The sequence below is a fragment of the Armatimonadota bacterium genome, from assembly GCA_020354555.1.
Lineage (GTDB): Bacteria > Armatimonadota > Hebobacteria.
Genome location: CP070648.1, coordinates 4,573,597 through 4,586,247, shown reverse-complemented (window position 1 = coordinate 4,586,247; position 12,651 = coordinate 4,573,597). Strand labels below are relative to the sequence as shown.

Below are 12,651 nucleotides of genomic sequence, written 5' to 3'. Positions count from 1 at the left end.
TCAACTGTAGAGAGCGCCCCTCCGTGCCTCCCTTCCAGAAGATCCCCTCTCGGCGGATCAAGGGGTAACTGACGGAACTCCTCGCACGAGTGATGATCCCCGCTTCTTCTGTCGCCACGCTTATGGAGTCGAGGACAGCCATGGACACCTCCATTTCCAAGAGTGGGGTCTGGACTCCGTAGAACGCAAAAACCCGGTCGAGACGATGATCTAGATGTTAAAGACGAAAACGCCTGCCGCCACCTTTTCCTGCAGTACAGCCCTCGGTCGCCCGCTCGACGCGGCGCCGCATGCGCGCTGTGGACTGCGGCGGCGAGGATCGCCCTCGCTGCGAACGAGAGGCCGCGGCGGCGGGTCCGGGACGTGGACACGAGCATGTTCCGATCTGCGGATTCAGGGCAGGCCCTTCGACTTCGCCTCTAACGCAATTCTAGCAGGAGCGGGGCGCGGGCGCAACGGCGGGCGGAGCTGTGACCGCAAGAGGTTGGTATCACAGGGCGCCGGGTCTCCGCCGCCGGCCATTATGGAGTGCGGCGATTGATCGCCGCTTTGCCGGACGCCGGAGAAGGAGTGAAAGCGGTGGTGAACCACCGCACTCCAAAAGGGAGCCGCGCGCGAGGGCAGCGGGGCGGATGCCTCCCCCTCTCAGGGAGAGGCCGGTTCGCCGGGGGCGGGCGGGAGATGGGGACAGCTACCTGTCACTGGCGGCGTGCGTTGTCGCTGCCGTGTCTGCGTCACGCAATGCGGAGTCCGGCGGCGAAACCTGTGTCAACACGTAGCAGTCCCCTGGCGAGTGAAAGCGGTGGTGAACCACCGCACTCCAGAAGGGGCGGCGCACAGGAGCGGAGGGCTCCGGCGTGAATGCGCGGGCTATGGGGCGAAGCGGGTGATGGTCAGCTTCCCCGGCGGGTGCGCGACGAGGCCGCACCACCCTCACCCGGCCTCCCCCTGGAAGGGGGAGGAGTATGCGAGCGCCGGGGGCGCGCCCATCACGCGCGGACGAGGCGGTGGCGGATGGCGTATCTCGTGGCCTGGACGCGGTCGTTGAGGCCGAGCTTGCGGAAGAGATTGGTGATGTGCACCTTGACGGTGCGCTCGCTGATGAAGAGCTTGTCGGCGATTTGGGCGTTGCGATGACCCTGTGCGACGAGGGAGAGGACTTCGACTTCGCGCGAGGTGAGGAGGCGGTCGGGGGCTTCGCGGCGGGCGCGAGTGAGGCGGGTGAAGTCCTCGAAGAGCTTGCCGGTCATCTCGCGCTGGAGCCAGGTGCCGCCTCTGCCGACGCTGCGCACGGCGCTGAGGATGAGCGGGGGCTCGGCGTCCTTGAGGACATAGCCGGAGGCGCCGCTTTCGATGGCATCGGCGAGGCACAGCTCGTCATCGAGGCCGGTGAGGATGATGACTTTGGTCTGAGGAGTGCGCGCGTTGATCTGACGCAGGACGTGCAAGCCGCCCTCGGAGGGGAGGTCGAGGTCGAGCAGCACGACGTGCGGCTTGAGTTCCTCGACGGAGGACAGGGTGTCTTCCGAGGAACCGGCTTCGCCGACAACGCTGAGGTCGGGCTGCTCCTCGAGGAAGACGCGCAGGCCGTAGCGGTAGAAGTGGTAGTCGTCGGCGATGAGGATGCGGATGGGCTTCTGCTTGGTGACCTTGGTGTTGACCTGCTTCGCCATAGTTGCCTCCACGCGGCCATTGGCCGAAAGTCTTAGCACTATCGTACCGTCTGTATTCCACATTTCGCGGCGGAAATTAGGGCGAAAAGAGAATTGGCGCGGGCGGGGGGTGGTGTTATGATTGAGGCGTCGAAGCAGTTCACGGAGGACCGCCTTGATGCTGCGGATCGCGGAGCATGTAGTCGTGTACAGTGTGGTAGGGGCCACCATGTGGTGGCAGTTGCACGTTCATGCCGAGGAGCCGATAGGGTCGCCGGTGGTGGCGCTGGCGACGGGGCTCCTCGCGCTGCTGTTAGCCAGGGAAATCGTGTCTGCCCGGCGCGAGGCGCGCGAGCGGCGGAACGCGGAAGGCGGCCGCGCGGCGGTGATCGAGGCGGAGCGCCTGCGGCAGAGCGCCTACGACCTGTGCGCCGGCCTGCGCCTGGGTTTTGACATATGTGAGGATTGCTGGGCCTGGCATCCCGACAAGGCGTCGAAAGAACTCGACCGCCTGCGGGCGGCCGTGGGCCAGTTCGTACGCACGGAGTTGGCAACGCCCGCGAGCAACTGACCATTCTGCTCGATCTCCACGGATAGGGCCTGCGGAGCCCGCCCCCGCGACGGGGGCGGGCTCCTGCGTTGTGGGGGGTGACGCTCTCGCTGTGATTGGGGCCAGGGCGGCCGCAGAGGCGACGTCGCCCGGCGAAGCTGGGGCCGTGAAGCCCGACGAGCGGGGGCCGCCCCTACGCAATCGTGTCCCGCGCGCGGCCGTTGCGGCGCGGGCGCGGCACGCGCGGTACGCAGGCGAGGATGCTTCCGCGACTACTGGGGATGCGATGCTCGCCACACCAGGACCGATTCGTAGAAGTCGGCGCGGCGACGGCCGGTGCGGCGATTGACGTGACGGTGAAGGACGACTTCTTCGCTGAATCCCAGGCGCGCGGTCAGGCCGTCGTATAACCCGTGGCGGTCGCCGACGACGATGCACACGCGCCCGCCGGGGTTCAGCGCGCGCGCGACATTCCTCAGTGCCCCCTCGATCCCCTCGACGTATTCCCGCCGCGCTTCGCGGCTCGCGCCGTTGTGCGCCGCGCCGATCTCCCGCTCTTCGTTCCCCCGCAGGTCCGAGCCGTGCCACCCCACGGAGGCAAACGGCTCGTCGAGCAGCGACAGCAGCTCGTAGGCGTAGCGGTGCTGCTCGTGATAGTCAATGAGGCCGACGTACGGCGGCGAGGTGAAGACCATGTCGCAGGCGGGCAGCGCGACGTCGCGCGCGTCGGCGCAGAGGATGATGACGGGCGCGTCGGTACGGAGGGCGTCGAACTGCGCGACGCGGCGGAGGGTGTCGCGGGCGTAGCGGCGCAGGAACTTCATCGCATCGGTGGTCGGCGGGCAGACGCGCTTGTGCTTGTGGCAGTGATACGGCTCGCGCTGCGGCGCCTTGGGGAAGTCCAGCTCGTCATGCCGCGTCAGTCGGGCGGAACGCGCGGCGCGGCAGAGGATGACCTTGAGCAGATCCTGGTGCTCGCAGCGCGGAATGAGGCGAAGGAATGCGAGCAGCGGCGCGAGGGCGCCGGGGTCATACCATTCGCGCAGATAGTCGGGTGCCGTTTCCGGCGTCGGTCCGCCGCGTTCGGCGAAGCCGGCGTCGGGGGCGCTCTCGACGCGGTGGAGCGTGTCGCGGACTTCGGCTTCCAGTCGCGTCAGGTCGCAGCGGTCAGTCTTGGCCTTGGCGATGAGGCAGTTGAAAGGCGAGACGTCCACACCTACCGACGCGATGCCCAACGCATTGGCTTCGACGAGGGTGGTGCCGGAGCCGACGAAGGGATCGCACACGACCGCGGGCCGGAACTTGCGGAGGAATATCTCGGCGAGCTGAGGGACGAACTTGCCGAGATAGGGATGGAGGCGGTGGACGTGCTTGGTCCGCTCGCGCTCGGGCAGGTCTTTCTCGCGCCAGTTGAGGTCAAGGGATGTGAGCGGGGTGTCCGGCGTGACCGAGGCGAAGTCGGTAAACGGCGTCCCGGAATAGTCGGGATTGGCGAGCGCGAGTTTCCGTCGTTTGGCCACGGGCGGCACCCTCGTGCGAAACCACCTCATCATTCTCTGTGCGCGGCGGGAGGACCTGCGACGCGAGCGTGAGGAGTTGCGCGAGCGAGGGCGCTGCGGATACCTGGATTGGGAGAGGCGCGCGCCTTGGCGCGTAAGAGGGACATCGCTGGCCGCCAGTCCGACAAGGCATGTTGGGCAAGCTGCACAAACCGCACGCCCGCCTCGAAAGCGTTCGCCGCGCCGACAAGAGTTTTCCCGCAAGGATTTTGTGGGGCTTGGTTTAACCCTGGCGTCCGCGCGGTAGGAACATCATAATGCGTCTGAGATAGGATGCCGACACCCAGCGGTCACATCACGATGTAGCAGTTCACTCGGCATTGCGGTAACTCCGCTGCGGCCCACGTCGGCCTCGCCTGGTGTCCCCCTTTCACCACAGTGCACACCCCTTTTGCTACTCCGTTGGGGTGCGTGTATGTGGAATTAGTTAAGCGGGTCAAGTGCGGCGTGAGAAGGCGCCGTCGGGACGCCTCGGAGAAGGGCCGGCAGAGCGTTGCCAGGGGGGGGCCGCTGGGTAAAATCTAAATGGGTTAGGGGCCTCATTTTCCGGGCTGTTTGGAGGCAGGCCGGAGCGCTGGCGGGAGGCCCCGGTAGGGGCACACGATGAAGGTTTGCGGGATATCGAGCTGGCCGCCGCGGGCGTGCGGCATCGCGACGTACTTCACGGAGCAGAGCGATGCCATCAGCCGGTTGGGGCATGCATTCGAGATCGTCTGCCATGACGATGACGGGCGCCACGACGGGCAGGACGGGGTGCACCCGATCATTGAGCTGGCGGACGGGCAGTGGCCGGCGAAGGCGGCGGGCTACATCGCCGAGCGGGTGCGGCCGGACGTCGTGCACGTGCAGCACGAGTTCGGCCTGTACCAGGCCAACGCGCATGAGAACGGCGAGAAGATCGTGGCGCTGGTGACGGGGCTGCGCGAGCGCGGCGTTCCGGTGGTGGTGACGTATCACACGCTGATCGGTCGCATGCGGCCGGAGCATCGCAAGCACTACGCGGAGCTGATTCCACTGACGACGGTCTCGGTTGCCCATGCGGCGTACCAGGTCGAGCGGCTCAAGGACAACCTCGGATACGTGCCCGAGCACGTGCGCTACGTCGAGCACGGCGCGGAAGAGCTGACGCCGGAGCGCGTTGCGGAGCTGCGGCGGATGGGGCGCGACAGCCTCGGGTTCGGCGACCGCCCGGTGGTGATGTTGAACGGCTTCTTCGCCGACAACAAGGGGCACGAGTACCTAATCGCGCGCTGGGATGACATTTACCCGCGGCTGAAGGATAAGGACACGCTGCTGGCGGCGGTGGGCGGCATCCGGGTGCCGGAGCAGCGGGCGTACTACGAGAACCTGCAGCGCGTGGTGGCGGGCGCGAAGTATCCGGACACGGTGCGCGTGATCAGCAAGGTGTTCACGCCGGAGGAATTCATGGCGAGCCTGGCGGCGGCGGACCTGCTGGTGGCGCCGTACAAGGACGCGAGCCAGTCCGGGGTGCTGGCGCACACGGCAGCGGCGCACACGCCGTGTCTGGCGCGCGACCTCGAAGGGCTCGGCGCGTTCTGCCGCGACGCGAACCAGGCGCTGATACCGTTTACCGATGACGCGGATGCGGACATGGCGGTGATGGCGGAGCGCGTGGTCGAGATCATGAATGACGACGAACTGCGCCAGCGTATGCGGCGCGACGTAGCGCGCTACGTGCACGAGGTCATCTCGTGGGAGCGCGTGGCGCAGCGATACGACGCGATCTACGCCGAGGCAGTGTCGCGGGCGGCGGCGACGGCGTGAAGCGAGCAAGCGGCGGAGCGTTCGATGTCGGAGTTGAGATATAACCCGGTAACGGACGAATGGGTGGTGGTGGCGACGGCGCGGGCGAAGCGGCCCGACGGGTTCGCGAACCGGATGCGCCGCGACGCCATCGAGTGCCCGTTCTGTCCCGGGCGCGAGCACATGACGCCGCCGACGGTGCACTACCTCGGGGATGACGGCGAAGCCGAGTGGCAGGTGCGGGTATTCGAGAACAAGTATCCGGCCTTCACCCTCGACGGCAAGCCGTGCGTGAACTGCGAGGAGATCTACCGCGTGGTTCGCGGCAGCGGGCGGCACGAGGTGCTGGTGCTGTCGCGGGATCACGCGGCGCACGCGGCGATGCTGGCGGTGCCGCAGATGCAGCGCGTGGCGCGCGCGTATGTGGATCGCTACCGGGCGCTGAGCGAACTGGAGCACCTGCGCTACATTACCATCATCACCAATCAGGGCCACGGCTCAGGAGCGACGCTCGAGCACCCGCACTCGCAGATCTTCGCGCTGCCGATGGTGCCCAAGGCGATCCGCCGCGAATGCAGCAATGCGCTGCGCCGCTACAAGCGGACCGGCAAGTGCATCACGTGCCAGGTCATCGAGCACGAGGCCGACTGCGGCGACCGGCTGGTCTTCCGCAACGAGCACTTCGCATGTTTCATGCCGTACGCGTCGGCTTTCCCGTTCGAGCTGTCGGTGGCGCCGCTGCGCCACATGGCCGGCTTCGCCGACATGACCGACCACGAGGTGGATTCCTTCGCCGCGGCGATGCGCGAGGCCAATCGGCGCATCTACGAGAAGCTCGACGACCCGCCGTACAATGCGTTCCTCCACTCCGCCCCGCTGCGCGAGGAAGGGCGGCTCGCGGGAGCATTCCACTGGGATTGGCACGTCCGCCCGTGCCTCACCACCCTCGGCGGATTCGAGCACGCCACCGGGCTCGTCATCAACGCCTCGCGGCCGGAGGACTGCGCGAAGTTCCTGCGCGAGGGCGCTGAGGACGAGGCAGCGTGCGGCGGCACCGCGGCGGAAGAAGGGCATTTCTGAGGCCTCCGGACGCGGCGCGCCGGCGTGCAGGTTTGCGATAAGACTCGGCAGTCCACGGCCCGCGAGAGCGGGCCGTTTTCTCGTTTCGCCCCTCCCCGTTGAGCAGGCTCCTTCGGTGCTGCTCCCCTCGACGGCGCAGCAGAGCCGCGCTCCGGAGCCCCGACTTCATGTCTCCCGCGGCGTCGCGGTCGGCGCGCTTCCGCCCCCCGCGAGCGCGCGCGGCGGCGACATGCCGCCAGAGGTTTGCACATCCGCACCGCCGAATACGTCAGCGAGACCGTTCGGTGCGGCGGCGACGAAATGTTCAACCTCATCACCTCGCTGAGCGTGAAATGGAAGGTGATCCTGCCGGTGAGCCTGATTCTGCTCGTGGCGTTCGGCATGAGCACGTATGTGGTCATCGGCATGCCGGGGCGGGGGCTGGCGGTGATCCTGGCGACGCAGATCGGGGCGCTGGTGCTGGTGGGGGTGGCGATCGCGGTCATCGTCCACGCGGCGGTGTACTATCCGATCATGCGGCTGATGCGGACGATGGGCAAGGTGGAGCGGGGCGACCTGTCGGCGCGCGCGCGCGTGGTGGCGCACGACGAGATCGGGCGGCTGCGCGAGCGGTTCAACCAGATGGTGGAGCAGATCGAGGCCAAGAATCGCGAGTTGGCGCGGGCGCAAGAGCAATTGGCGCAGAGCGAGAAGCTGGCCTCGATCGGGCTGCTCGCGGCGGGCGTGGCGCATGAGATCAACAACCCGCTGACGAGCATCTCGGTCGCCGCAGAGAGCCTGCTCGAATCGGGCGCCAACGACAAAGAGCGCGACCTCGCGCGAGCGGTGGGCGAACAGGCGGGACGCATCTCGCAGATCGTGGGACAACTGTTGAGCTTCGATTACTCCGAGCGTTTCGAGGTCGAGCCGCGGGATGTGCGCGATGTGATCGAGGAAGCCCTGGCGCCGGTTGACGTCCACAAGATACGGGTGTCTCGCCACTACGAGACGCACTTGCCGAAGGTGCCGATGGACGCCGACAGATTGCGCCAGGCGTTCGCCAATATCGTGAGCAATGCGGTGGATGCGATGGGCGATAAGGGCGAGCTGTCGGTGGCGGTGCGGCACCGCGGCGACGAAGTGGAGATCGTTCTCAGCGACACCGGGCCGGGCATTACGGCGGACACGGTACGGCGCATCTTCGACCCGTTCTTCTCGACCAAGGAGGTCGGCGAGGGCACGGGGCTCGGTCTCGCCATCGCATATCACCTGATCAAGATGCACCGGGGGGAGATCTACGTCTACAGCCCGGCGTTGGGAGAGCCGCACTCGGGCCGGGGCACGAGCTTCCTGATTCGACTGCCGGAGGTGGAGGGCGATGACGGCGAAGCAGGGCATTAGCGTCCTGATCGTTGACGACGACAAGGCGCTGCTGGGGGTGCTGCAGTCGGTGCTGGAAGCAGAGGGGCACCGGGTGGAGATTGTGCCGTCGGCGTACGATGCGCTGCCACGGCTGGACGAGGAGCGGTACGATCTGGTGCTGGTGGATCTGAAGATGCGGCGGATGGACGGGCTGGAACTGCTCGAGCACGAGCGCCTCCAGCAGCGGGGCACGCGCATGGTCATCATGACCGCGTACCCGACGGTGGACACAGCGGTGCAGGCGATGCGACAGGGGGCATTCGATTACCTCGTGAAGCCGTTCAAGCTGGCGGAGCTGCGGGCGGTGGTGGAGCGCGCGTCGGCCGGGGACGAGCCGGAGCAGCCGGGCGCGCAGGAGGGGGGGAGCTAGATGCCGCACCGGCAATGGTCGCGGGAGCTGATTGTGAAGCGTATTCAGGAGTTGCGGCACTCCGGATCCGATCTGACGCCGAGCCAGGTCGGGGAGGAGCACGGAGCGTTGGTGAGTGCGGCGGAACGGTACTACGGCAACTGGGCCGCGGCGGTGGAGGCGGCAGGGGTTGACTACGAGAAGGTGCGGCAGCGCGGGCGCCGGCGGCGCAGCGAGCGCATCCGCAAGTGGTCGCGGGAGAAGATCGTCGCGGAGATTCGCCGCCTGCACGAGGCGGGGGAGGATCTGAGTTGGGGGGTGATGGAACGGAAGTATCAGCCGCTGTGCGCGGCGGCGGTGAAGAAGTCCTACTTCGGAAGCTGGGCCGCGGCGCTGGCGGCGGCGGGCATTGACTACGAGCAGATCAAGGCGGCGGCGCGCGCGCAGCGGCGCTGGAAGGCGCGCTGGCGCAAGGAGTTATCCGGCGAGGAGGCGCCCGCCGCAGCCTCGGGCGGGGACCGGCGCAAGAGCGCGCCGCCGACCGCGCGCGCGGGGTGGGCAAAGGAGCTGCTGCGCGAGAAGGCAGCGGAGGAAGAGGTCGACGAGGAGCTGGAAGCAGGAAGCGAGGAATAGGGAGCAGGAAGCAGGAAGCGGGAAGCAGGGGCGCGGCCCTTACGTGGGGATCGGGACAGCTACCTGTCGGTGGCGGCGTGCGTGATGCGTGGGTGAACAGTTGCGGGCATTATGGAATGCGGCGATTTATCGCCGCTTTGCCGGGCCACGGAGGCGGGGTGAAAGCGGTGGTGAACCACCGCACTCCAAAAGGGGCAGGGCGCAAGAGCGGGCCGGGTTGACCCCTCCCCTTTGTAGGGGGAGGCCGGGAGAGGGTGAAGGCCTTCGGGTATTGCGCCGCGCTACCGTGTCACCCTCACCTTCGTCCTCTCCCTGGCAGGTAGAGGAGATCATCTCCACGGCATCCCAGAGATTCGGGCTCACCCACGAAGCAGGAAGCGCAAAGCTGGAGTGCATCATCATCGCCAAGATGGGCTTGCTTGCCGCTCACTGCTTCGTGCTCGCGGAGGTATGTCTGTGACAGCGCTGGTCTGTGTTGTGGTTCTCGTCCTGGCGGCCCAGATGGCGTGTGCCGCGCCGATGGTGCAGCCCACTGATCCGCCGTCGATGATGGTGGAGGTGGTGGAAGGTGACACCGTGCTGCGGACGCTGCGGGTGGCGCCGCCGCGGGTCGTGCGTGTCTTGGGCGCACAGGTGGTCATCGGCGACGATGCGCCGAACCAGTGGGCAGCCGGGACGCGGCTGCCGGCGCTGGTCAACCCCACGGGTTCGGTCACGGTGGGCGCGGTCGTGCCGGGGTCTGTGGTGGTGCGTTCCGCGCCGGGCGGGCCGGAGTACAGGGTTGACAAGGATTACCTGCTCGATGAACGATGGGCGGCGATCGGGCGGGTCGCGACCGGACGCATTCCGCGGGGCGCGACGGTGTACCTCGATTACGCGTACTGTCTGTCACGGCTCGACACCGTGCAGTTGGCCGGCGGGGGTGTGCCGAGCATCCGGCGGGGCAAACCAGCGGTGGTCTGCCCTCGTCCGGCGGGCGCGGCGACAGGGTACCGGGCGCTGTCGAACATCTGGGTGCGCCCCGGGATCACCGCCGTTGCTGCGGACGACATCTACCCCGTCGGGCTGACCCCGACGTTCCCCAAGCCCGACCGCTCCGGCACGGCGGCGACGCGCAAGCTGCTGGCCGCCGGGGGCAAGGTGACCATCGTCGCGCTCGGCGACAGCGTGACCGCCGGGGGCGAAGCAAGCAAGGCGGAGCTGGCATTCCCGCAGCTCTTTGCGTCAACACTGCGCAAGCGCTATCCGCGGGCGAACATCGACCTGGTGAATGCCGGCGTCGGCGGCAGCAATTCCGACTTCGGCCTGGAGCGGTTGAACCGCGACGTGCTCGCGCACCATCCGCAGCTCGTCGTCATCGAGTTCGTCAACGACATGGGCTGGCCGGCGGAGAAGATTCGCGCTAACTACCGCGAGCTGATCGCGCGCATCCGTGCGGCGGGGGCGGAGGTGGTCATCTGCACCCCGCACCACATCTGGCCGGAGTGGATGGGGAACTTCGACGTCGCGCTGGCAGCGCTGAGGAAAGTGGCCGCCGAGGAGAAGGTGGGCCTTGCTGATGCCTCGGCGCGCTGGGCGGCACTGCGCGCGGTCGGCATTCCCTACGAGACGCTGCTGGTGAACTGCATCAACCACCCCGATGACCGCGGGCACCGGATGTTCGTTGACGCGCTGATGGAGCTGTTCTGAGCGAGCCGGGTGGTCGGCGGAGATCACGATCACGCGCGAGAGGAGTGCGAACCAATGGATACGGCGCCTGCTCGAAGTGCTTGCCGGACGCGGTCGGCCGGCGCGCTGCGCTGGGGCATTGCGGGAGTGGCGGCCTGCGCGGTACTGGCGATGGCACTGACCTCGCGGCCGGCGGCGGCGGCCAAGTCGTATGACGACGAGCTTGCCGCTCGACGGCAGCAGTTGATCGAACAGTACGCAACGGGTCCCGCTCATGAAGCGTACGTGGAACTCACGCGCCTGGCAACCAACCGCGCGCCGAACGAGGGCGCGATCGGGGCGGAGCTGAACCAGATGGACAAGCGGTGGGACTGCGCCGACTTCGGGCTGCATGCCATTCTGCGGCTGCTGTACTGGCACGCCGAGAGCCCGCGCGTCAGCCCGGAACTGCTGGCGCGCGCGCGGCAGTCGGTGTTGGACTTCAAGTACTGGCCCGACGAGCCGGGCGTTGATTCGATGTGCACGTGGTCGGAGAATCACCACATCCTGTTCAGCGCCGGCGGGTACCTCGCGGGGCAGCTCTACCCCGACGCGATTTTCACCAACTCGGGCCGCACCGGCACTGAGATGATGGCGGCGCATCGCCCGCGCGTCATGCGCTGGCTGGATCTGCGCTACCGGACGGGCTTCAGCGAGTGGTTCTCGAACGTCTATTACGACGAGGACCTGGCGGCGCTGCTGAGCCTGGCTGATCTGTGCGCGGATGAGGAGATCGCGCTGCGGGCAGCGATGGTCACCGACCTGCTGCTGTTGGACATCGCGTTGAACAGCTATCGCGGGGTGTTCGGCAGCACTCACGGCCGCAGTTACGAGAATCATAAGAAGTGGGCCGACCGGGAGAGCACGACGAATGCGGCATGGCTTCTGTTCGGCATGGGCACGCTCGGGTCGAGCAGCATGAGCGCGACGTGCCTCGCGCTGAGCCCGCACTATCGGATGCCGCAGGTCATCTACGAGATCGCCAACGACGTCAAGCGGCCGGAGACGATTAACCGCCAGCGTATCGGCATCAAGCTCGAGGAGGCCGAGCGCTGGGGGCTGGGGTTCAGCAACTTCGAGGACGGGATGGTGTGGCTGAGCCTGGAGGCCTACGCGCATCCCCTGATGATCGAGCTGTTCGTTGACATGCTGGACGCCTTCAACTGGTGGGAGAATTCATTCTTCGCGCCGTTCGCCGCGCAGCGCCAGGTGCTGGAGCAGGCGCGCGCCGCCGGCATGCTGCCGCAACTCGCGAGGATGTACGAACACGACGTGTGCCGCAACTTGCGCGACGAGGTCAACGTGTACACGTACAAGACGCCGGAGTACATGCTGAGTTCGGCGCAGGATTACCGCGTCGGGTACGGCGGCGACCAGCAGCACATCTGGCAGGCGACGCTGGGCGCGGACGCGGTGTGCTTCACCACGCATCCCGCGAAGTACACGGGGGAATCGCCGAACTATTGGACCGGCTCGGGGTGGTTGCCACGCGTGGCCCAGCGCGAGAACGTCGCGATCGTGGTGTACAACGCGGTTGACCAGCCGGGCCTTTATGTCCCCGAGACGCTCGACTTCACCCACGCGTGGCTGCCGCGCGACCAGTTCGACGAGGTCATCGAGCGGGACGGTTGGGTGTTCGCGCGCGAGGGCGACGGGTACCTCGCGCTGCGCTCGCAGCATCCCTATCAGTGGCAGACGGCGGCGGGCGAGGATCAGAACCGCGAGATGATCGTGGCGGGCCGGCAGAACATGTATATCTGCGAACTCGGGTCTCGGGGGAAGTGCGGCGATTTCGCGCGTTTCGTGGAGAGAATTTGCGGGGCGTCCCTCGAGTTCGGCGAACTGACCGTGACCTATGACTCGCCGTCACAGGGCCGTCTTCAGTTCGGGTGGGAGGGCGATTTCCTGCGCGACGGGGAGAAGATCGAACTCGGCGGCTATCCTCGATACGATAAC

10 protein-coding genes are annotated in these 12,651 nt (G+C 67.2%); 8 read left to right on the top strand and 2 right to left on the bottom strand.

Annotated features, from left to right (window positions below; translation table 11 throughout):
• Positions 1-989: 989 nt before the first annotated feature.
• The gene (locus JSV65_18825; GenBank protein ID UCH34548.1) at positions 990-1,673 is read right to left on the bottom strand and encodes a response regulator transcription factor; all 684 of its coding nucleotides are present in this window, start codon (positions 1,671-1,673) and stop codon (positions 990-992) included.
• Positions 1,674-1,827: 154 nt separating this feature from the next.
• Here JSV65_18825 and JSV65_18820 point away from each other — a divergent pair, with 154 nt between their 5' ends.
• Entirely contained in the window at positions 1,828-2,223 is a 396-nt protein-coding gene (locus JSV65_18820) for a hypothetical protein (protein UCH34547.1), read from the top strand.
• A gap of 251 nt (positions 2,224-2,474) precedes the next feature.
• Here the strand turns inward: JSV65_18820 and JSV65_18815 are convergent, their stop codons facing one another.
• Positions 2,475-3,755: a site-specific DNA-methyltransferase gene (locus JSV65_18815; protein ID UCH34546.1), complete on the bottom strand. Its 1,281-nt coding sequence runs from the start codon at positions 3,753-3,755 to the stop codon at positions 2,475-2,477.
• A 609-nt stretch (positions 3,756-4,364) separates the two neighbouring features.
• On the opposite strand from JSV65_18815, the gene JSV65_18810 reads away from it, so the two are divergent.
• The 7 genes from JSV65_18810 to JSV65_18780 form a co-directional block, all read left to right on the top strand.
• Positions 4,365-5,546: a glycosyltransferase gene (locus tag JSV65_18810; GenBank protein UCH34545.1), complete on the top strand. Its 1,182-nt coding sequence runs from the start codon at positions 4,365-4,367 to the stop codon at positions 5,544-5,546.
• 24 nt (positions 5,547-5,570) lie between these two features.
• A complete protein-coding gene (gene galT / locus JSV65_18805; protein UCH34544.1) occupies positions 5,571-6,605 on the top strand; it encodes a galactose-1-phosphate uridylyltransferase in 1,035 nt (344 codons plus the stop codon).
• A gap of 300 nt (positions 6,606-6,905) precedes the next feature.
• A complete protein-coding gene (locus tag JSV65_18800; protein UCH34543.1) occupies positions 6,906-7,985 on the top strand; it encodes a HAMP domain-containing protein in 1,080 nt (359 codons plus the stop codon).
• A complete protein-coding gene (locus JSV65_18795; GenBank protein ID UCH34542.1) occupies positions 7,963-8,376 on the top strand; it encodes a response regulator in 414 nt (137 codons plus the stop codon). Before JSV65_18800 ends, JSV65_18795 begins: the two co-directional genes overlap by 23 nt.
• Complete coding sequence (locus tag JSV65_18790; protein ID UCH34541.1) at positions 8,377-8,988, top strand: hypothetical protein; 612 nt, start codon at positions 8,377-8,379, stop codon at positions 8,986-8,988.
• A 456-nt stretch (positions 8,989-9,444) separates the two neighbouring features.
• Positions 9,445-10,677: an SGNH/GDSL hydrolase family protein gene (locus tag JSV65_18785; GenBank protein UCH34540.1), complete on the top strand. Its 1,233-nt coding sequence runs from the start codon at positions 9,445-9,447 to the stop codon at positions 10,675-10,677.
• Between the two features lie 54 nt (positions 10,678-10,731).
• A partial coding sequence (locus JSV65_18780) for a hypothetical protein (GenBank protein UCH34539.1) occupies positions 10,732-12,651 on the top strand: 1,920 nt, incomplete at its 3' end.

What these genes read in the sequence shown, in the direction of transcription:
- JSV65_18825 (UCH34548.1), bottom strand. Translation starts at nt 1,673, where the DNA reads ATGGCGAAGCAGGTCAACACCAAGGTCACCAAGCAGAAGCCCATCCGC.
- JSV65_18815 (UCH34546.1), bottom strand. Translation starts at nt 3,755, where the DNA reads ATGATGAGGTGGTTTCGCACGAGGGTGCCGCCCGTGGCCAAACGACGG.
- JSV65_18810 (UCH34545.1), top strand. Translation starts at nt 4,365, where the DNA reads ATGAAGGTTTGCGGGATATCGAGCTGGCCGCCGCGGGCGTGCGGCATC.
- galT (UCH34544.1), top strand. Translation starts at nt 5,571, where the DNA reads ATGTCGGAGTTGAGATATAACCCGGTAACGGACGAATGGGTGGTGGTG.
- JSV65_18800 (UCH34543.1), top strand. Translation starts at nt 6,906, where the DNA reads ATGTTCAACCTCATCACCTCGCTGAGCGTGAAATGGAAGGTGATCCTG.
- JSV65_18795 (UCH34542.1), top strand. Translation starts at nt 7,963, where the DNA reads ATGACGGCGAAGCAGGGCATTAGCGTCCTGATCGTTGACGACGACAAG.
- JSV65_18790 (UCH34541.1), top strand. Translation starts at nt 8,377, where the DNA reads ATGCCGCACCGGCAATGGTCGCGGGAGCTGATTGTGAAGCGTATTCAG.